The organism is Candidatus Mycoplasma haematobovis, from assembly GCF_001645765.1.
Lineage (GTDB): Bacteria > Bacillota_I > Bacilli_A > Mycoplasmatales > Mycoplasmoidaceae > Eperythrozoon_B > Eperythrozoon_B haematobovis.
The window spans coordinates 35,405-54,969 of record NZ_LWUJ01000012.1 but is presented as its reverse complement, the minus strand read 5'-3'; the positions used below and the strand labels follow the sequence as shown (position 1 = coordinate 54,969).

Below are 19,565 nucleotides of genomic sequence, written 5' to 3'. Positions count from 1 at the left end.
AAAAAAATAACTACTAGTGTGGCTGGGTTGGCTGGTGCAGGAGTTATTGGTGGAGGTACTTTCTATTATTTTCAAACTAGAGATATATCCATTTCAAAACAAATAGCAAATGAGGGTAGAACAATACTAGATCAACATGATATTTTTGGAGGTTGAGAAGTTAAATTAAGTACTTATCAAAGAGAAAAAGAAAAATTAAGTATTAAATTAGATAAAGAAGATATTGCAACTTTAAAGTCTACTTACGAAACAAGATTGGCCGATAACTTTGATAAAGAAAACACCAAACTACGTGATGATTTAAGAAAAATATGTGCCAGACCTACAAATAAAGAAAGATTTCTTAAAGAAAACAAAAATTTAGCAGGTGAAGGGTATTGAGATCAAAAAGTTTCTAATTATGCAAGCGAAAATATACACACCATACCAGGAATTTCAAAAACAGAAGTAAATAAAGACAAAATCAAAAATTGGTGTGGACAAGAGGTTAACAAGGAATATCAAAATGAAGATGAATATGCTACTGCTTTAAAATGATGTGCCAAATAAATTTAGAAGAATAAATAAATGAGTGTTAAATCATTAGCAATAAAGGGTACTATTGGATTAATTAGTGTTGGTGGGGCTAGTGGTCTTGTTGCTCATCAATTATTATCAAAACAAGAAAACAAGCAGAAAAATTCTATAGGAGATAAACTTGAAAGAGAAAAATACATACTATTAAGTCAAGATAGTCAAACATGATCAACAATACTAGATAAGTACAAAGAAGTTACAGCAAGTAAGACAAATTTTAAATTTGATGATTTTGATGGAAATAAACCAAGCGGTAGTGACAAAGAAGCAGTAGACATATTAAAGGATCATTGCCAAAAAACCTTATCCAAAAAAGAAACGGATGCAGATAGCAATGCTGTTTTTGAAAAAGCCAGAAAGTGATGTGTTGTTCCTATATCTGTTACTGAAATATTAGATAAACAAGGCTTTAAAGCTTTAGATACAGGCGCAACAAAAACAGGTTGAGAAGCAAAAATCAAAGGATACAAAACAGCAGCTGCCGGAGTTCAAAAAATTGCAAATTTAACTTTAAGTACAGACGCTAATACAACAATAGAGAAAGATTACACAGATATTAAAGAAAAATGCAGAACGATTAGTACAGTCAAAAATCATGATGCTACATTTGAAGAAACTTTGAAGGGCTTTGAATTGTGATGCGCAAATAAAGAATAATGGCTACTGGTTTAAAGGTAGGCATAGTAGCTACTATTGGTGCTGGAACATTAGGAGGGGCTGGTGGAATATATTACTTAACACTTAACAAGAACATAAAGGATACATTAACTGATAAGGGCATAAAATTAATATCTGAAAGTGCAGAAGATGGAGTTTGAACTATTGCATTTAAAGAAAATAAGAATTCTTCTGAGTTAACAGGATTGAATCCTCAAATAACAAATTTCAGTACTTTGAAGACATGATGTACTACTAATTGCAAAGAATCATCCAGAAAAGAAACAGAATTAAAGAAAGTTGAAAAATTATGTTTAATTCCTCCATCAACAATATCAGAAAAACTAGAAAAAGATAAGAGAGTTTATGTTGAAAATTGAGAAACTAAATTAGATGCAATCAAAAAAGATCCACAAAAATTAGCAAAACTTAAAGCTGTTGATAATGATAAATTTTCAAATATTGAATCTGCTTCAAATGGAAAAGATGAATTGAAAAGTTGATGTGAAGTTCAAAAAGAAAATCAACTAAATCCTGCTAACTATGAAGAAACTTATCGAAAAATAGTTGACTTATGTGTTTAATGTGTCAAAGAACAAATATCTAATAGTTAATTAATCCCCAAATATCATAATTTAAATAATTAAAGATTAATTGCTGATTAAATAAAAATTTAAATTTAAAAGTAAACTGATATTATAATTTTAAAATATAGTATGCCTTTAGAGATACTTTTTCTATATTAGATTCAATCAACCTACTACGCAATAAATATTTAACAAACTAATGGCTAAATTTTTACCTTTTGGTGGATGTGCTTTTTTAACAGTTGCTGGGGGGTTAGGGGGTTGAATTATTAAACCCGATACTATGCCCACCGAAGAGTGGAGAAAGCTTAGCCAAGAAAAGAAAGATCTCGCAATGGAAAAGGCTGCGGTAGCAATGAAATAAGAAGAGTGAGATAAGCTTGTAGATAGTGTTCGTAAACCCACTACAGCTGACGAAAGAGAAAAGTTATGTAAGTTTGCTGAAATTGAACACGAAGAAATGGCAAAAGTCAAGATATATCAGGAAAGGGGATGATATCAAGAACCATTGGAAGCTTTTGAGGAATGTATTGCGCGTTACCAAAGAATTGATGATGATTACAAAAACAACAAAGATTTAAGAGAAGCCGAGTTAAGAATTGAATTTAGAAAGGGATACAGAGAAATTCCCAAAAGTTTTTCAGAGAGAGGATCGGCATCTGTAGAAAAAAGAATGGAAATCGAATTCAAAAAATAAAGCCCTTGATTTAGAATAATCAATACACCTTAACCAATTAATAGCATCAATAAAAACAGAAATTAATTCTTTAAGTTATGAAAACTCAACAGATGATGTTTTAAAAATTTAGAAACATATAACTTTAAAATGAAAGAGTGCCATTAGCAAATTGTAATTATTTTATTGGATTCTTTGTTTAGCACATCTGGTCTTGAATTTAGGGTACACATCTTTGTAGAAATCTTTCTCATCTAAGTCTTTGTCTTTTTGTTCATTACATCAAGCAAAAAATCTCTTTTCAAATTCATCTTGACTGTTTTGTAAATCAATTCAAGCATTTTCTCCCTTGTCTGATTCAATATCTTGAATATCTACTAACAAAGTATTTCCTTCCATATATTTGTCAGATTTTGCATTATTTTGATACTTACTTCAATCCTCTCTAAGTTCTTTACTATCTCTCAAAACATAACCATCTTTTTCAATCTTATCTTTTGCTTTTGTGTAGGGTTGCTTAGAGCATAATTGTTGTGTTGCCTTTATTTGAGAATCATCACTATCTAAAGCAGTATTGCAATAGTTCTTATATTTTTCAAGAATATTACTACTATTCTCAGTATCAAATTCAGTCTCTTTAGTAATTCCTCCTCCCAGAAGTTCCAAGAAAGTAGGACTATATCTATTAAAAATAAAGGCTATTTTGTAATCTTTATCTTCCTTTAAGAATTGATTCTCATCAAATCCTATTGCTATTATTCTTGCTCTCCTATTCTTTAAATTATTTAAACAAAACTTTTCGACAAACTCGGCATTCTTAGTTACATAATCAATTTTTTCTCTTGAAAGCTTTGCGCATTTCTGCTTAAGTGTTTCATGATCTGTAATATTCTTATCTAATTGTTCTTTATTTTGAAAATAAAGAGCTTTTCAAAAATTAGTATCCTCAGAAGTCGCTAATTTAAGTCCCTTTCAAGACATCAAATCTTCAACGATCTTTGGCTTACATAATTCATAACCCAACCAAGCCCCTCCACCAGTTATTAATGATGAAAGCAATAAAACAATCGAATTAAATTTAAATGCCATTAATTATGAAAAAACTTTTTTAAAACTATCGTTTCCTAACAGTTGTCAATTATTTTGAAACTATTGATGGCTATATTGTCGCTTTATCCGGAGTGATTTTTGCTAGTTGATACTTGACAAGACATGATGAAGAATTCATGAACTGAGTTATTAGCTCTAATCCTTTAGATTTTTAAAGTCCTACTCTTGATAAAGATGTAGCTGAAATAGTAACAGGGATATTGTAAAGAAGCACTTGATCTTCCATTATTTGAACTAACTGTAAAGGAAATACTTCCTAGAGCTCGTACTTATTGTACTGTATCTAAATATACTAAGAAAAAGGTTTCTATTAATAATAGTTCTACTTGAAGAGAAATAACTGAAGCAGTTAAATACAAAGGAACTAATCAAGATACTAAGATATTCTTAGTTGCTACAGACTATGCTCAACATGGTCACGGTCGCATGAGACCAATATTCTATTGTTGAGATAATGACAGAAAAGACTGAGATATCAAAAAAGAAGGAGAACTTTGTAGTTAAGTATGAGCGTTAAACAACTTCTTTACTTCAGTGGATTAGTACCCACTGTGTTAGGTGGTAATTATTTTGGCCAAGATAGAAAAATAGATGATACTCTAAGAAGGATAGGCAAGAAGGTTTTCAAAGTGTTTACAACAAATACAAAAATAATGAAGGCTTTAGAAAAGCTATACCTAATGCAACTTCTTGAGAATCAGTTATTAAATGATGTAATTGAGGCATAGGAGTAGAGTTAAATAAAAAGAGCATTAAAGAATTATTACCAAAAGTAGAGCAATACTGTACAGAATTTAAAGAAGTAGTAGTTAAACAGTCTTCCAAATTTTGGTGAATTAATGCAAATTATTAATGACAATGCTGTAACCACTAATGGTGTCAAAAGAGAAGGTGTATTAACTTTTGTTTATGACGGCTCTTGCTATTGTGCAAAAGAAGTTGCAGGAAATAATACTAAATTTGAAAAATATTCTAAACCTAGAAATTTCTGCTCCCTATACATGCCAGAGGAATATGGATTAATTAATAGATTTAACAATGACAGCAAATGAGATAGCTTAGTAGAAAAATACTTGAAATCAGAGAAGAAACTTGGTATTGATCTAAAGAAAACAATATCTGTAAGAAATAGTGAAGGTAAATTGATTCAACAAGAAAATGTTTGAAATAGTCACAAACGAAATTCAATGATGCAGTATTGTTACAATTGACTTGTTAAGAAGGCAAATAAGAGATCCAAAAGTTTACAAAGAAACACTTGAAACTTCAATTAGTTGATGTGCAGAGTATGATTTAAGCTTGGACGAAAAATTTAAGTTTCCTAAATAATTTTTCATTCATTACTAAAAGCAATAAATAAATTAACTTAATGAATTCTTTAGCACTTAAAGGTTCTGCTGTGTTGCTGGGAGGTAGTGGTTTAGTGGTTGGAGGATATTATGGCCTTAAAGCATTAGACTATCAAGGGCCAATAAGCAGAACTGTTGATAATATTCGGAAAATACTTGAGGATCAAAAATACACATTACTTACTAGCGGAAACAGAGAGATACAAACTATAATACAAAAATACCAAGAATCAATAAGGACAAATAATAATTTAAAGTTAGGAGATTTTACTGGCAACAAAGTTGGTGAAAAAACTTCTGAAAATATTTTGTTGGAACAATGTGGCTTAATTCTGAAAAATGACTATACCGATAGTAATAATCTAGAAAAAGCAAAAAGATGATGTGTAGTGCCAACAACTGCTTCTGCATTATTAACCGCAAGACAAATAACTGTTTTGAGTACCGATGATGGAGGTACAAACAAAAAAGAATGAACACAAAAAATATCAGAGTACAACAGAGATAAAGGAAAACCAAGAATAAGTGGATTAAATTTAGAAAATCCTTCTCCAAATACAGAAGATCAAAAAATAAAAGAAATTAAGACAAAATGCAAAGAAATTGGTGGTAAATACAATCACGAAGACAAATTTGAGGAAAATTTAAATCTTTTGAAATTATGGTGTACTAATAATTAATTAAACACAAAAAGTATTGTTCTGATGATCACTCCAACTAAATTAGTAGGAATATCTGTAGCAAGTGTTGGAATTGCTGGAGGTAGTGCAGGTGCTATGTATGCTTTTTGACCTGAAACTATTTCAATTGAAAAGAAATTAATTGAAGAAAATAAGAAAATATTAGGCGAAGGAAATGAAGCTCTTTGAGGAATAAAGTTAGCAACTTACAATCGAATAAAGAGTAAGCATGAGGAAATTAAATTAGGTGGTGATAAATGAAGTGATTTAAAGAAATGATGCTTACAACAAACAAAGTCTTCATTTGATGAAAAAAAACAAAAACTATATGAAGGAGTTAAAGAAGTATGTATTGTTCCTTCTCATAGAGAGAAATTCAAAAATGCTTCAAAGGATTTAGCTGGAAATGATGATTGAACATCTAAAGCTCAAGAATATACAGGTACAGGAGATAAAGTTATCGTTGGGATAAAAAAAGATAGCACAACTGCCAAACAATTGGAAACATGATGTGGTAAGGCACTTGAAAAAGAATATGAAGATGATCAAAAAAATGATTATCCATTAGTTCTTAAATGGTGTACTAAGGAAGGAAGTTAGGAATGAAAGCAGTAGCAACAAAAGGTACTTTGGGTTTATTAGGGATTAGTGGATTAGGAGTTGGTAGTTACTATACATATGATGCACTAACTTCTAAAGAAGAAATTACCAGCACTAAGGATACTAAAGGTGCTCTGGAATCTCCTGAAACTAAGCCAGCTACTCTTCAAGAAACAATAGCTAAGGAAGGTAGAACAATATTAAAGACAAATGAGGACGGTTGAGATATTAAACTTCATGCGTACAATACATCAGATAAGAAAATTAAATTAACTAAAGAAGATGTGCAGAGCCTAAAAGAATGATGTTTGAGTGTTCTAAGTAAACCACTAAATAGTAAAGACGATACCTATTCACAAGCTAAACAAGTATGTACCTTACCAACAAGTAAAGAGAAGCTACTTAAGGAACAAAAGGTATTGGCTACCGAAAATGATTGAGAAGGAAGGGCTACTGAATATGCAAAAACTGGAAAAGATAATTTAGCTATTCCAGAGTTTAAAGGCAAAACAGAAGCCATAAACAAAAAAGACATAGAAAATTGATGTACTAGCGCTTTAAATTCTGAAATCACCAAAGAGAAAAGTAACTACAACTTAACCCTTAAATGATGTACCAAAACGGGCGAATAACTAATTATGAATTTAACCATAATCAAAGGTGTAGCTGGTTTAGTAGGGGCTAGTGGATTAGGGGTAGGTAGTTATTACACTTGCCAAGCTTTAAAGACTAAAGAAACAAATCCAAAAACAGTGACAGTTGACAATATCAGAAGCGCTCTGCAAAAAGCAAGATATACTCCATTTCAGCTAGATTCTGAAGGATGAACAAACAAATTTAAAGAATTTAGAGATCATCAAACACATGGAACAAAATTTGCGGCAGTTTTTAAAGATAAATATCCAAACTTAACAATAACAAAAGGACAAGATCTAACTGATGGCGGAAATAAGTTTCAAGCATTATGTGAAGGATTATTTAATAAAGAAGAAAACACAACACATGAACATCAAAATCTAGCTAATGCCAAACTATTTTGTGCTACTGCTCCTGCAAGCTAACAAATAAATATGAATCCAGTAGCAAGAATATTAATAGGAGGTAGTGCAATAAGTGGTATTGTTGGTGGCTCAATGTTCTTAAATAAATATCTTTCAAATGAAGATATTGAAAGCAAACTTAAAGCAAACAAATACGAACTATTAGGACAAGAAGAAGCAAATAATAGCGTTTGAGAAGGAATACTTGCTAGTTACAAAATTGTTGCAACAAAAAATTCAAAATACAAATTTGATGATTTTTTAGGAACAGAAACAGATGCCTCAAATCCTCCAAAAGCATTAAGTACTTTAAAACAAAAGTGTAAAGAAGTTCTTAAGAAGAAACTATCAGAAGACGAAGATAGTGAAAGCTATGAAAAAGCCAAAAGATGGTGCACTACTCCAATATCTATTTCAAAGCTTTCAGAAAAAGAAGGATATGTAGCTCTCAAAGATGATGTTTTGGACACCAAAACTGACAAAGATGCTTGAATACAAAAGATAAAGGACCACAAAGACCCAAAAAATAAAGACACAATAATTAGCGATTTAGTTTTAAGCACAGAAAAGGATAGCTCAAAAATAGAGGAAAACATAAAGTTAATAAAGAATAAATGCAAAACAATAGGAGAAAGTAAGAATCATTCAGATGATTGAGAAGGATCTTTAAAGAAATTTAAAATTTGGTGTTCAAATAAAAAAGACAAAGAATAATGATCACTCCAACTAAATTAATAGGAATATCTGTAGCAAGTGTTGGAATTGCTGGAGGTAGTGCAGGTGCTATGTATGCTTTTTGACCTGAAACTATTTCAATTGAAAAGAAATTAATTGAAGAAAATAAGAAAATATTAGGCGAAGGAAATGAAGCTCTTTGAGGAATAAAGTTAGCAACTTACAATCGAATAAAGAGTAAGAATGAGAAAATTAAATTAGGTGGAGATAAATGAGAGGATTTAAAGAAATGGTGCTTGCAGCAAACAAAATCTGCATTTGATGAGAAAAAACAAAAAATATATGAAGGAGTTAAAGAAGTATGTATTGTTCCTACATATGAAGAGAAGTTATTAAAGGATGGAAAGACGTTGTCAGATAAAGAAGATTGAAAAACAAAAGCAAACACTTATCCAGACAGTAAACCTATTGTCGGCGTAACAAAGGGAAATGATACTGCTACACAATTGGAAGCATGATGTAAAGGTGAATTTAGTAAAGAATATGAAAACGAAAATAAGAATAATGATACTTTAATTATTGAATGATGTACTAAAGCTGCTGCTGCTGCTTAATTTTTTATTAATTAGTATCCAAGATGCAAAGCCTCTTATTAAGCTGAAATATATAAAATCTTTAAACTTCCATGGCCAATACATCATTACTTACAAAAGTAGTAGGTACAGTATTAGTTGGTGGAGGAATTGCGGGAGCTGGAACAGCTTATGCTCTAAGCTCTAATCAAAAAGCCAAAACTACTATTGAAAATAAACTAAACGAAGAACAAAAAGAGCTATTAGATGGAGAAGTTGAAGCGCTTTGAGAAATAAAATTAACCACTTACAAAAGAATTAAAGCAAAAGATAATACATTTGAACTAACTCCTTTAAGTTGGCAAGGCCTTAAGAATTGATGTTCAACAAATAAAGGTAAAGAAAATAATGAAACAAACCAAAAGATATATGAAAGAGTTAAAGAAGTATGTATTGTTCCTACATATAAAGAAAAATTACTAAAAGAAAATAAACAATTAGCAGAAGACACACAAGATTGAACGAATAGAACTAACGACTACAAACAAAGTGGCAACAATTTACTTATTGATGGAATAGATAGAGCAAATCCCGGCAATGATGCTCTCAAAAATTGATGTACTAACACTATCTTAAATAGTAAATTTACCACAGAAGATAAGAACTATAATTTGGCCGTTAAGTGATGTACAAAAACAGGAACTTAATCCTCCTCTATTCTTAATAAAGGAAAATAATTAGTTAGCTTTACTCCTTTTGGTGTTATCTTAAAGTTAGCTTGTCATTGCTCTAATCTAGATTTATCTATCATTCTCTTTATTGTTTTGTATCTATGTGTTTTCTTATTTACAACAAATCCAGGATTGTCATAAATAAAACAAACAAGTAAGATAGCTCTTTGATGTGGTAGTAATGCGCTACCAAACGAATTTAAATGCTTCATTAATCTCTCATGAGAAGTCAAAGGAGCATACTCTTTAATATCTATATATTCAGGCACCTCTATTTGCAATCTTCTTAAAGGCATCTTAACTTCCACATAAGTACTATCTCCTACTAAGAAATCTATTTTTGAATTACCTAATAATTGTTCTCTCAATATACTTTGTTCTTTTCCAACCATATTCTCAAATCCTCCATTTAATAAATAATGTTCCACATATCTATTAACAGCATTCTGATTAATACCTATTCAAGTTTTGTACTTATCCTCTACTTTATTTAAAGAGACTGCTTCAACTGTGTAAGCAGTCTTTCTCTTAGGATTATTACTCTTTGATAATAAACAAGGCCTATTCTTTAAATCAAAATTACCTATCTTTCCTGTACTAGGACAATGACATAAATGTACTTCATTATTAATAAATACATTTATTCTAAATCTATTAGTTCTTTCTGATATTACTCCCTCTATTAAAGGCTCTGCAAATATATAGTCCGAAGACATTAAACTAAGTGTGTTGTTATTAATAAAGTAGCTATTTTAAGAAGACTAGATAATTTTCAGACTTACTAAAATCTAATTTATCAATGGTAAGAGTAATGGAAAACAAATTATTTTAAAATCACAAATAATTAAATTAACTACTGGAACAGCTACTATTTGTGGATTAATTTTTGCAGAATAATACATAGTGCATTAACAACTAAAAAAGTCAAGAAGCAATAATAAATAAAAATAAAGCCAGAAAACAATGTAAAGCAGATAGTAACTATTTCAAGTAGGATTTGCAAAAAAGATTATGTTCCTCTTGATTCCAAAAGTACATACATAGATTAAGCTTTAGAGAATTACAGAAAAGTTGCCAAGAATAATAAACAATTAAAGTTTGGAGATTTTATGGTCGAGAACATGAATGGCAAATCGGCAAAAGACATCTTTCTTAAGCGTTGTAATAACGCTCTTAATTAAGATGATAGTGATGAATCTTTCAAGAAAGTGTCTAGGTGGTGTGTAGTTCCAATATCTTTAGCTGCAATACTTGATAAGCGTGGATCAGTTGCCCTTGTTCCAAGCAATAAGCCAAAATGAGATAAAAAAATAAAGAAATACAGAACAGAAAATAATAATCCTCTCAAATTTGATCAATTACAGTTGTCACAAGGGCCTGGTGTGACCGATGATGATTACAAGAACATCCAAAATAAATGTGATAGTCTAAAAAATATTTCCAGTTATGCAGAAAACTTCGAAACAGCTTTAAACCAATCTGAACTTTGATGCTCTGAAAAACTTAGCTTTGCAGGTTAAAAATAATTACTCTTCCCTTGTATAGACTATACTCTCTTTGACTTCTTCTGCCATTTTTGATAACTCTCTTTCATTATCTTTAATTTCATATAGATCTTGTGCTCATGCTTTATCTTTTTCACTAATATTCTCTTCCTCTTTAACTTCTTTATTTCTTATTTGATTTAATATTTCAAATTGTGCCTCTAAATCCTTATTCTTCTCTTGTCTTCTATTAAGAAAGTGAAAACGTATAAAGTAACCTGTTAATAAGAAAGAGAAAAAAAGTAAAACAGTAATAATTCATGTAGCTATTCTCATAATAACTAATACAACCAAATCATAATACTAGATTTGTAAATAAAGATGACCCTTAAAGCTATTAGACAGTTAACTAATATAGCTTGGATAATTGGAGGAGTATCTGCTGCAACTGCAGGATACTCCTATATTAATTCCAAAAAAGAACAGGTATTTGTAGAATACAACAGAAAACCACTTGGTACTATTAGTACTATAGATGATATTGAAGACTATGAAAAACAAAAAGGTTGTCAGTTCTTATTTTTTACTAAGCAAGAAAAAGCAACAACAATTAGACAAGCAGGAGATGATGAAAGAGTTAATAGATCTGCCGCACCAGTTCAAGCAAACGTTTCATCTTCCCCTAGTCCAGTAGTTAAAGCTTCATCCGCCTCTGTATCAGCTCCAGCTCCCTTGCCTGCGATCCAACCGGCAATAAATCCTAATTATCCAAACATTCCTAGATACAATGAATGAAATAATGGAGGTGTGTTATCTGCAAGAAATTATGTAAGTAAAAATGAAAAAAGAAGAGAGAAAGTAATAAAGAAAGCTGAAGAAATGAAAAGTCGATGCGAAAAAGGTCAAATAATATATGAAGAAATAGAAGATACAACAATAACTACATCAAATAGATTAAATGACGCTCAAAGCCGTCCGACAGCTAACTAATATTGCCTGAATAATAGGAGGTGTATCTGCTGCAACTGCAGGCTATTCTTATGTTAACTCCAGAAAAGAACAAGTATTCGTAGACTATACAAGAAAAGCATTAGGAACCATAAGCACAGTTGAGGATATTGAGGATTACGAAAAACAAAGAGGATGCTTATTTCTATTCTTTACTAAACAAGAAGCTGCGCCTAATAAACCATCAGATGTTCCCAGACAAGGCGAACTTGGAGTTATTAGACCTGCCCCAGCTAGAACAAGTGGTCCTACTTCTTCTGCTAAATTAACAAAAGCTTCTGCAGTTGCTTCACCTGCCGCAAGAGTTCTAAGTAATCCCAATATTCCTAAATACAACGAATGAAATAATGGTGGAGTACTTTCTGCAAGAAACTATATAGCTAAGAATGAACAAAGAAAAGAATCAGTAATAAAGAGAGCTGAAGCTATGAAAGAACAATGCCAAAGAGGAAAAATAATATATGAGGAGATTGATGATGAAAAAGCACCCAATACTAATGTTGTTCCTTCACTAGATGACACTAAAGGCAATTAGGCAATTAACTAATATTGCTTGGATAATCGGAGGAGTATCGGCAGCTACAGCAGGATACTCTTACATAAATTCAAAAAAAGATCAAGTATTATTGGAATACATTCCAAAGCCTTTAGGGACTATCAGCTCAATTGAAGATATTGAAGACTATGAAAAGCAGAGAGGTTGCCAATTTTTGTTCTTTACTAAAAAAGAAAAAGTAACGACTAATAAACTACCTGATGACTATGGATCTCAAGAAGGTTTTGTTAGACCTGCTGTGCCAGTTGCAACCAAAAGTCCTGCTACTGCCTCAATAGTAAGAACTTCTGCAGATGCAATATCCCCGAGATCTTCTCCTGTAGTCCCTCAAGCAAAAGCCTCTGATTCTTTAAATATTCCAAGATACAATGAGTGAAATGACGGTGGTGTATTATCTGCTAGGAGTTATGTAAGTAAGAATGACAAAAGAATGGATGAAGTTATTAAGAAAGCAGAAGCAATGAAAGGACAATGTGAAAGAGGAAAAATAATATATGAAGAAATAGAAGATACAACAGCTTTAATTAATCCAAGTCGTGACTCTCAAAGCGATTAGACAATTAACTAATATATCTTGAATAATAGGTGGTGTTTCGGCCGCAACAGCAGGTTATTCTTATATTAACTCCAGAAAAGAACAAGTATTCGTAGAATACAACAGAAAACCACTCGGAAAGATTAATTCTGTTGAAGATATTGAAGACTATGAAAAACAAAAAGGATGTAGATTCTTATTCTTTACTAAGCAGGAAGGAGAAACTACTGAAACAAGAAGAATTACTACCCCAAGATACAATGAATGGCATGATGGAGGAGTACTTGCTGCCAGATCCTATATAGACAAGAATAAAGAAAAGAAAGATAAAGTAATAGAGATATCTGATACTGCAAAAGAAGATTGTACTAGTGGCAAAATAATCTACAAAGAAGTAGATAATACACAACAACCAGTTCCGACTACAAGTCATACAATCGCTTCCGCAGCTAACTCCTCTCAAAAAAACTAACTTATTAAAATTAAAGATTCATACATTGAATTACTATTCCATATAAACAAGAATATGTTTACAACAAAAAGTATCGGAATAGGGACAGGGTTGATTACTGGAGTAGCAGGTTTAACAGTTGCTGTTGGTTATTCAACAGACTTATTTGACTCTAAAGAATTATCAAACCCAAATACCCAAATAAATGAATCATCAGATAGGAGTGTTCTCCATTCCATTAGTGGAAAACTTAAGGAAGAAGGATTTATTGTACTAAATACTACAAAAAACGAGAACAGCGATTGAACCACTATATTAACTGCATACAAACTAGAAAAAACAAATACCTTTACTGGACAAGAAGATAAAGGTAGCAATGTAAATGAAGCTTATTTACAATCAAAGTGTGCAGAAATTTTAAATAATAAAGCTGATGATATTAGTAACTACAAATTAGCAAAACGTTGATGTGTTAAAGAAGAAACAATAAATACTATTTTACAAAAAAGAGGATACACAGTATTAAGCGCTGGCGAAGACAAGTCTAATGAAACAAATGCTTGAAAAAAATTAGTACAAGAGCTACTTAAAGATAACAGTAAATTTGCGGTAGCCAAGTTAACGCAAGGACCGCAGAAAGAAGACATGAATATTAAAGCCCTTAAAGCAGGTTGTCAGACTTTGAAAACAGAAGAAACCAAGACAACCTCTAGTGATTTTGAAACAAATATTGAATTAACCCAATCTTGGTGTTCTGTTAAAGGTAATGTTAGCTAAAGTAATAGCAGGCATTGCTGGAACAAGTATAGCAACAACTGCAGGAATTGTCAGTTACTTTTACTTAACTAGTGGATATACAATTAAAGACTTATTAAGTAAAGAGAAAACCAAAAAAGAAGCTTTAAATAAAGATACTACGGACAAAACAGGCTGACTTCCTAAATGAAAAGAATATTCAAAGATACCATCTACTAATGCTTGGAATGTAAGCAATTGAGACAAAATTAAATCAGCACAAGATAAAGTTCCAGATGAATTTGCTGAGGAATGTGGAAAAAGAATTAACAATAAAGTAAAGAGTTCAGAAGATCAAGAATACAAAAACTTTATTAATTGATGTACTAAATAATCTTTTCTAATTTAAATACAACAACCAATATATTTAAGGCTTAGAGACAAAAATATAAGAAAATAAAGAAATTGACTAATGAATACTCTTAAAATTGGAAGTGGTATAGGTGCTATTGCATTAGCACTTCTTAAAACTTCAAACAACAATATTGCAGAGAGATAGAATGCTAATAAAAACAATGGCCAAAAAGAAATATTAAAGGAATACGAAAAAGCCCCAAATAACAAGATATTTGAAGGAAGTAAGAAAACTAAAGAAAGGCTAAGTGTAGAGAAACATTAGGAAAAAGAAATATTAATGATAAAGATTATTCTTTAACAAGAAGATGATGTACACGTCAAAAATCAGTTCAAACTATGCCAACAAGATCAAGAAGAAAGCCGTTATGGTACTAACTTAACAAATAATAATCAAATATAAAAAATAAAGTTACAGAACTAATAAATGCCAAAAACAACAAATAAAGAATACAAAGAAGAATTTATTAAAGCACAAGAATGATGTTCGACTGAATAAATTTAAATATCTATTTATCTACTAAAGTAACTAAAAGATCAGAGACAAGTTTTTGGGAAAGGGGGGTAAAATAATTACCAGCATGTTATTTGCTGGGATTACTAGTGGTGCAGGAATAAGCTATCATTACCTCTCTAATCAACCTCAACCAAAAAAAGAAAAAAAAGAACGAAAGAAAGCTATCGGAATATCAACAATAAAAGTTGTAAGCATAGCACAAAAATTAGAAGAAGTTGGATATTTAGTACTTAAAACAGAAGGAACAGAGGATGACGAACAGTGAGATATATTACTAAAGGCCTACAACAAAAATAAAGAACAAGACCAAAAATTCACAAACAGTACTTCAAAAAAAGAAACAAGAAACAGATTAAAGAATCATTGTAAGAAAGCTATTATCTCAAATTCTGAAAAAAATAATAATTATTCAATAGCTAAGAGATGATGCGTTAAACCAGAATCAATAAATGATATGTTAACAAGAAATAATTACACAAAATTAATTCCAAAAAATACAGAAAAATCTAAATGAAGAAAAAGGTTTGACTTAATTAAAGATAACGCTGAAGAAAAGAAAAAAATGGGTTTAGAGTTTAATGACAATAAGAATAATAATATAGCTCTTCTGCAAGAGGCATGCAAAAAATTAAAGATTTCCTTTTCCAAGACATATGCAAGTAAAGATTTTGAAGAACACTATACACAAGCTAAGAATTGATGTTCTGAATCAAACACTTAAATTAATTTATTAAAAGTTAAATGTTCATGAAATCACTGACTATTAAATTAATCAGTCTTCTTGTGGCTGGGAGTATAGGTGTTGGTGCTTTTGCTAGTAGTTACTTGCAGCGAACTCCAGCGAAGAAACAAATGGAATTTTTTTAAAAAAGATAGGCTTTAAATTAACAGATTGAAATGATCAAATTTGAGAAAAGGGTTTTTTAAAATATCAAAACGAAAATCAAAAATATATTGAACAAGCAAAAAAATTAGGGTTGGGTTCTCAAACTTTTAATCGATTTATCGCAGATTCACCGAAAGAATTGAAGAGTAAATGTAAAGAATTTCTTGATCTTACACTTGACAAAAATATTTCCTCAATGACAATGAGAGACCTCTGGATGTTATCAAAAAAAGAACAATCTAAAATAAATTTTTCACCCCTTATGTTTACAAGTAATTTTTGTGTTTGAAGAACAAGTTTATTTGATTACGCAAAGGGCATTTTTAAGGATAACAAAATTAGAAAATTAAACACAGACGGAGATGAAGATATTTGGAATCATTATTCACAAAGGGAAACGTGGTTTTTATCACTTATATTTCAAAAAGAAATAGATGTAAGTAATCAACATTACAGGGACCTTTTAAAACAAAAATTAAAGGAGAAGTGTAGTAAAGTTAATTGAAACCAAGAGCGACACGATTTTGATGGCTCTCAACCATACATACCTTTTTGTACAGATGGTCTGTGAAAATGAAAAACTAGATCCCTTATTATATAGATCGTTTAGCAAATAAATCAATAGGTTTTGTTGTAACTGAAACATATAGTAACAGGTATTATTGTTGGTAGTAGTTATTTTCAACGGAAAAGTAGGAAGATACTTCTTAGATCAAGGATTTCAGAGATACCAAAGAAATATTGTGCAAAATGGATTTAATCCAGTAACACTAACCTCAATAAAAGAATTAAGTGCAAAAAGCTACAGAACATAAATTTAATAATTTTTGTATTTGATTACTGTGTAAGAAGAGCATACATTAAGAAGGAAGGAAAATCATAGACACAAATAATTCAAACCATTGAAATACTGCCGTTAATAGATATGGTGCCAAAAATTTTGCAAGAGATATTGAAGAAAGCGAAGATTTAGAAGATAAAGTGCGAAAACAAAAAATAATAGATTACTGTAATAAATTAAAAGTAAATGATTAATGTACTGCAAAACTACTATTTAAAAAATAATTCTTTAATCTTTCTTCTCTGTGACACATCAAGAAGATAAATACTTAGCTATTTCGTAGTTTTCAGGAATATATGGTTCTCTACCATTCCTCTTACATCAACTACTAATCCTACCTATACTCTTATCTTGATCATCACCTATTAAATCTCCAAATAAACCTGAACTTATTATTGAATCCTTATTCTTAGTAAAGGTATCGAATCATACTTTCCTTTGTTTACCATTATTTTCCATATCTTCAATTAATTGAACTCCTTCTTTCTCTAAAGCATAAATACCTAAAGTCATAGTACAATATCTCTTAACCTTAAGAGATAAACTATTAGACTTAGACTTTAAAGAATTAGCACATCAATGTTTAAATACAAAAGCGCCTTCCTTATCATTAGTATGATTAGCAGAAACTATATTGTTATTAATTAACTCTTTCTTAAATAACAAATAAAGCTTTACTCATTTTTCAAATGTAGGTTTCTCAGAATCAAAAATAGTTCTATGACCGTCAATTCTCAAATCATCTCCTATTGTAGGTGCCATGAAATCTTTCATGTACACCACTACAACAGGAATTAATAATACAACCTCACAAAAAGCATAAAGAAGTAACTTCTTACTACGTAAATAACGTCTGAAAATCTCTAAATTTAATATATTCTTTCTTTTTCCTTAGTTTAAGAGAAGCTTAAAAGCTAATAAATTATGAATATACCGGCAAAAGTAGGTATATCTCTAGGTGCTCTAAGTGGTGTAGGTGGCCTAGGATATATTGTACAACAACAATTAACAACAAGTGATATTAGTAGTAAATTAATTAAAGAAGATTATGAACTATTAGAGGATAATGCTATTGAGTGGGCAGAAATATTAGTTTCTTACAAAGCAACAGTAGGCACCAATACAAAATTAAAGTTTGAAGGTTTTGAAAGTACGACTTCCACAAATGAATTACCAAGACTATGTAAAGAAGCTACAAAAGTAGATTTAGCTAAAGATACTGATGGAGCTATTTATGAAAGAGCAAAAAAATGATGTACTAAACCAAGAACATTAGAGAATTTATTAGATGCTCAAGGCAAAAGATTCTTAGATACCGATTCAAAAACTGACAATGAACAAGAAAAGTGGAATGAGAAGTTAGATGCTCATAATAGTGCAGGAACAAGCAATACTAATAAATTTAGCCAACTTGATTTATTAACCAGTGGTTCTTTACAAAAAAATCCTGAAACAAGAAATAAACTTAAAGAAAAATGTGCTTCCTTAAAGAATAAGAAACATCATGAGAAGGACTTTGAAAAAGAATTGAGACAAGCTGAACTTTGATGTTCAACTGATAAGTAATAATGAAAACAGGAACTACAATACTTTCAATTGGTGCTGGTTTAGGAACACTAGGCGGCGCGGGTGCTTTAACTAGTCATTTTTTATTAAGTTCAAGAGTAATTGATGTACTTAAACAAAAAGGGCATGATTTTCTTAATTTTGAAAATGATACTGATTTAACTACTTGAAAAACAATTGCTAAAGCTTATTCAGCGGGAAAAAATAAATTAGGAACATTAGTAATAAATGCTCCTGCTAGTAGTCAAGAAGTACCTGAAGCAGATGCAAGAAAACTTAGAAATGCTTGTAAAGACATTATTAATTCAAAAAACTATACAGATGACACTTTGAAAGCTACAGAACAATGGTGTGTTAAGCCAATTACTGTTCAAGCATTAGCAAATAAAAATAGAAAAGTTTTAGAGCTTGAAGAAAGTAAAGATAACGATACAGTTCAATGAGACGCAAAAACTATTGATTATGTTAAACCAAATGCAGAAAATAAGATACCTAATGCAACTTTAAAAGCTGTTACTATTGACAAAGTCGAAGACAGAAAAAAAATTAAAGCAGACTGCAGAACATTAAGGGATAAATATACACATGACAAAGATTTCCATGAAAACTACAAACAATTCGAAACATGATGTACAGTCAATAAATAATGGCTCTTTCTATTGCTAATAAAGCATTAGTTGGTGCAGTAAGTACAGTCGCTTTAAGTGGGGTAACATATGGTGTTTATTCACAATTTTCAACAACAAGCGATATTAGAGAGGCTTTAATTAAAGCATCCAAAACACCTTTAGATTTAGATGCAACTACCGGAGAAGATTTTGAACATTGACAAGAATTAGCAAAACAACATCATAGTAATAAACCCGCTGGAAAAACAAAAATAGTTGGTTTAAATCTGACATCTGACAATGATATTAATGGATTAAAGGAAAAATGCAAATTACTTTTGGAAACAAAAATTGGCCATGCTGATTATGAAAAGAATCTTTCTGTTGCAGAAAGCTGATGTACTAAAGAAAATGCACCCAGAAAAATAGCTACTCTTCTAGGCAATAAAGATAGGGTTTTATTGAAAAATGATAGTACTGATAATTGAGATACACAATGACAAGCATTTAAGAAAAAATATGAAACAGAGAACCCTTCAGGCAATTGAGAAATAGCTGGTTGAGACAGATTAAAGAGAGAACCTAGTGTTGCTACAGAATTTAAAACAAAATGTATTACTAACAGTGGAGGTTCACTAATGCCTAATACTGAAAATACTTTCTTAAAAGAAATAGAAGACTATTGTACTAAACCAAAAGGTTAAAAATAAG

The 19,565-nt window shown here is 30.7% G+C and carries 31 protein-coding genes; 27 read left to right on the top strand and 4 right to left on the bottom strand.

Annotation, left to right across the window (positions count from 1 at the left end; genetic code table 4):
* The first annotated feature begins 18 nt into the window (after window positions 1-18).
* From A6V39_RS03950 to A6V39_RS03930, 5 genes are all read left to right on the top strand, one after another.
* Window positions 19-549: a hypothetical protein gene (locus A6V39_RS03950; protein WP_187150369.1), complete on the top strand. Its 531-nt coding sequence runs from the start codon at window positions 19-21 to the stop codon at window positions 547-549.
* An 18-nt stretch (window positions 550-567) separates the two neighbouring features.
* Window positions 568-1,233: a hypothetical protein gene (locus tag A6V39_RS03945; protein WP_187150368.1), complete on the top strand. Its 666-nt coding sequence runs from the start codon at window positions 568-570 to the stop codon at window positions 1,231-1,233.
* A complete protein-coding gene (locus tag A6V39_RS03940; RefSeq protein ID WP_187150367.1) occupies window positions 1,233-1,817 on the top strand; it encodes a hypothetical protein in 585 nt (194 codons plus the stop codon). Before A6V39_RS03945 ends, A6V39_RS03940 begins: the two co-directional genes overlap by 1 nt.
* Before the next feature lie 202 nt (window positions 1,818-2,019).
* Window positions 2,020-2,184: a hypothetical protein gene (locus tag A6V39_RS03935; RefSeq protein WP_187150366.1), complete on the top strand. Its 165-nt coding sequence runs from the start codon at window positions 2,020-2,022 to the stop codon at window positions 2,182-2,184.
* A 96-nt stretch (window positions 2,185-2,280) separates the two neighbouring features.
* Window positions 2,281-2,517 (top strand): hypothetical protein, encoded by a 237-nt coding sequence (locus A6V39_RS03930; RefSeq protein ID WP_187150365.1) that lies wholly within the window; start codon window positions 2,281-2,283, stop codon window positions 2,515-2,517.
* A 162-nt stretch (window positions 2,518-2,679) separates the two neighbouring features.
* Here A6V39_RS03930 and A6V39_RS03925 read toward each other — a convergent pair whose 3' ends face one another.
* Window positions 2,680-3,585: a hypothetical protein gene (locus A6V39_RS03925; protein WP_187150364.1), complete on the bottom strand. Its 906-nt coding sequence runs from the start codon at window positions 3,583-3,585 to the stop codon at window positions 2,680-2,682.
* 527 nt (window positions 3,586-4,112) lie between these two features.
* Between A6V39_RS03925 and A6V39_RS03920 the strand changes: the two genes are divergently transcribed.
* The 9 genes from A6V39_RS03920 (at window position 4,113) to A6V39_RS03880 (ending at window position 9,229) form a co-directional block, all read left to right on the top strand.
* On the top strand, window positions 4,113-4,334 hold the full coding sequence (locus A6V39_RS03920; RefSeq protein WP_187150363.1) for a hypothetical protein: 222 nt from the start codon (window positions 4,113-4,115) through the stop codon (window positions 4,332-4,334).
* Window positions 4,335-4,445: 111 nt separating this feature from the next.
* A complete protein-coding gene (locus tag A6V39_RS03915; RefSeq protein ID WP_187150362.1) occupies window positions 4,446-4,880 on the top strand; it encodes a hypothetical protein in 435 nt (144 codons plus the stop codon).
* A gap of 95 nt (window positions 4,881-4,975) precedes the next feature.
* Window positions 4,976-5,635, top strand: coding sequence for a hypothetical protein (locus A6V39_RS03910; protein WP_187150361.1), 660 nt, complete (start codon window positions 4,976-4,978; stop codon window positions 5,633-5,635).
* Between the two features lie 24 nt (window positions 5,636-5,659).
* Window positions 5,660-6,235 (top strand): hypothetical protein, encoded by a 576-nt coding sequence (locus A6V39_RS03905; protein WP_187150360.1) that lies wholly within the window; start codon window positions 5,660-5,662, stop codon window positions 6,233-6,235.
* A gap of 2 nt (window positions 6,236-6,237) precedes the next feature.
* Window positions 6,238-6,867, top strand: a complete 630-nt coding sequence (locus A6V39_RS03900) for a hypothetical protein (RefSeq protein WP_187150359.1) — start codon at window positions 6,238-6,240, stop codon at window positions 6,865-6,867.
* 6 nt (window positions 6,868-6,873) lie between these two features.
* Window positions 6,874-7,296, top strand: a complete 423-nt coding sequence (locus A6V39_RS03895) for a hypothetical protein (RefSeq protein WP_187150358.1) — start codon at window positions 6,874-6,876, stop codon at window positions 7,294-7,296.
* 9 nt (window positions 7,297-7,305) lie between these two features.
* Window positions 7,306-7,989 (top strand): hypothetical protein, encoded by a 684-nt coding sequence (locus A6V39_RS03890; protein WP_187150357.1) that lies wholly within the window; start codon window positions 7,306-7,308, stop codon window positions 7,987-7,989.
* A complete protein-coding gene (locus A6V39_RS03885; protein WP_187150356.1) occupies window positions 7,989-8,564 on the top strand; it encodes a hypothetical protein in 576 nt (191 codons plus the stop codon). Before A6V39_RS03890 ends, A6V39_RS03885 begins: the two co-directional genes overlap by 1 nt.
* Window positions 8,565-8,635: 71 nt before the next feature.
* Entirely contained in the window at window positions 8,636-9,229 is a 594-nt protein-coding gene (locus tag A6V39_RS03880; protein WP_187150355.1) for a hypothetical protein, read from the top strand.
* Here A6V39_RS03880 and A6V39_RS03875 read toward each other — a convergent pair.
* Window positions 9,226-9,969, bottom strand: a complete 744-nt coding sequence (locus tag A6V39_RS03875; protein ID WP_245633513.1) for a DNA/RNA nuclease SfsA — start codon at window positions 9,967-9,969, stop codon at window positions 9,226-9,228. The two genes, A6V39_RS03880 and A6V39_RS03875, sit on opposite strands and share 4 nt — an antisense overlap.
* A gap of 492 nt (window positions 9,970-10,461) precedes the next feature.
* Between A6V39_RS03875 and A6V39_RS03870 the strand changes: the two genes are divergently transcribed.
* Entirely contained in the window at window positions 10,462-10,773 is a 312-nt protein-coding gene (locus A6V39_RS03870; protein WP_187150354.1) for a hypothetical protein, read from the top strand.
* A gap of 6 nt (window positions 10,774-10,779) precedes the next feature.
* Here the strand turns inward: A6V39_RS03870 and A6V39_RS03865 are convergent, their stop codons facing one another.
* Window positions 10,780-11,073 carry a hypothetical protein gene (locus A6V39_RS03865; RefSeq protein WP_187150353.1) on the bottom strand — a complete coding sequence of 98 codons (294 nt, stop codon included), beginning with the start codon at window positions 11,071-11,073 and terminating at the stop codon, window positions 10,780-10,782.
* A gap of 45 nt (window positions 11,074-11,118) precedes the next feature.
* Between A6V39_RS03865 and A6V39_RS03860 the strand changes: the two genes are divergently transcribed.
* From A6V39_RS03860 to A6V39_RS03820, 9 genes are all read left to right on the top strand, one after another.
* Window positions 11,119-11,727, top strand: a complete 609-nt coding sequence (locus tag A6V39_RS03860; protein ID WP_187150352.1) for a hypothetical protein — start codon at window positions 11,119-11,121, stop codon at window positions 11,725-11,727.
* A complete protein-coding gene (locus A6V39_RS03855) occupies window positions 11,696-12,280 on the top strand; it encodes a hypothetical protein (protein WP_187150351.1) in 585 nt (194 codons plus the stop codon). Before A6V39_RS03860 ends, A6V39_RS03855 begins: the two co-directional genes overlap by 32 nt.
* On the top strand, window positions 12,261-12,857 hold the full coding sequence (locus A6V39_RS03850) for a hypothetical protein (RefSeq protein WP_187150350.1): 597 nt from the start codon (window positions 12,261-12,263) through the stop codon (window positions 12,855-12,857). Before A6V39_RS03855 ends, A6V39_RS03850 begins: the two co-directional genes overlap by 20 nt.
* Window positions 12,838-13,308: a hypothetical protein gene (locus tag A6V39_RS03845; RefSeq protein WP_187150349.1), complete on the top strand. Its 471-nt coding sequence runs from the start codon at window positions 12,838-12,840 to the stop codon at window positions 13,306-13,308. The genes A6V39_RS03850 and A6V39_RS03845 overlap by 20 nt, the downstream gene beginning before the upstream one ends.
* 54 nt (window positions 13,309-13,362) lie before the next feature.
* Window positions 13,363-14,064, top strand: coding sequence for a hypothetical protein (locus A6V39_RS03840; protein WP_187150348.1), 702 nt, complete (start codon window positions 13,363-13,365; stop codon window positions 14,062-14,064).
* Window positions 14,054-14,416, top strand: coding sequence for a hypothetical protein (locus A6V39_RS03835; protein WP_187150347.1), 363 nt, complete (start codon window positions 14,054-14,056; stop codon window positions 14,414-14,416). The genes A6V39_RS03840 and A6V39_RS03835 overlap by 11 nt, the downstream gene beginning before the upstream one ends.
* Window positions 14,417-15,017: 601 nt before the next feature.
* Window positions 15,018-15,674: a hypothetical protein gene (locus A6V39_RS03830; protein WP_187150346.1), complete on the top strand. Its 657-nt coding sequence runs from the start codon at window positions 15,018-15,020 to the stop codon at window positions 15,672-15,674.
* A 427-nt stretch (window positions 15,675-16,101) separates the two neighbouring features.
* Window positions 16,102-16,440 (top strand): hypothetical protein, encoded by a 339-nt coding sequence (locus A6V39_RS03825; protein WP_187150345.1) that lies wholly within the window; start codon window positions 16,102-16,104, stop codon window positions 16,438-16,440.
* 61 nt (window positions 16,441-16,501) lie between these two features.
* Window positions 16,502-16,654, top strand: a complete 153-nt coding sequence (locus A6V39_RS03820) for a hypothetical protein (protein WP_187150344.1) — start codon at window positions 16,502-16,504, stop codon at window positions 16,652-16,654.
* Window positions 16,655-16,908: 254 nt separating this feature from the next.
* Here A6V39_RS03820 and A6V39_RS03815 read toward each other — a convergent pair whose 3' ends face one another.
* A complete protein-coding gene (locus A6V39_RS03815; RefSeq protein WP_187150343.1) occupies window positions 16,909-17,442 on the bottom strand; it encodes a hypothetical protein in 534 nt (177 codons plus the stop codon).
* Window positions 17,443-17,604: 162 nt separating this feature from the next.
* On the opposite strand from A6V39_RS03815, the gene A6V39_RS03810 reads away from it, so the two are divergent.
* The 3 genes from A6V39_RS03810 to A6V39_RS03800 are packed head-to-tail and all read left to right on the top strand — an operon-like array spanning window position 17,605 to window position 19,558.
* A complete protein-coding gene (locus tag A6V39_RS03810) occupies window positions 17,605-18,246 on the top strand; it encodes a hypothetical protein (RefSeq protein ID WP_187150342.1) in 642 nt (213 codons plus the stop codon).
* 2 nt (window positions 18,247-18,248) lie between these two features.
* Window positions 18,249-18,893, top strand: coding sequence for a hypothetical protein (locus tag A6V39_RS03805; protein ID WP_187150341.1), 645 nt, complete (start codon window positions 18,249-18,251; stop codon window positions 18,891-18,893).
* Window positions 18,893-19,558: a hypothetical protein gene (locus A6V39_RS03800; protein WP_187150340.1), complete on the top strand. Its 666-nt coding sequence runs from the start codon at window positions 18,893-18,895 to the stop codon at window positions 19,556-19,558. Before A6V39_RS03805 ends, A6V39_RS03800 begins: the two co-directional genes overlap by 1 nt.
* Window positions 19,559-19,565: the final 7 nt, after the last annotated feature.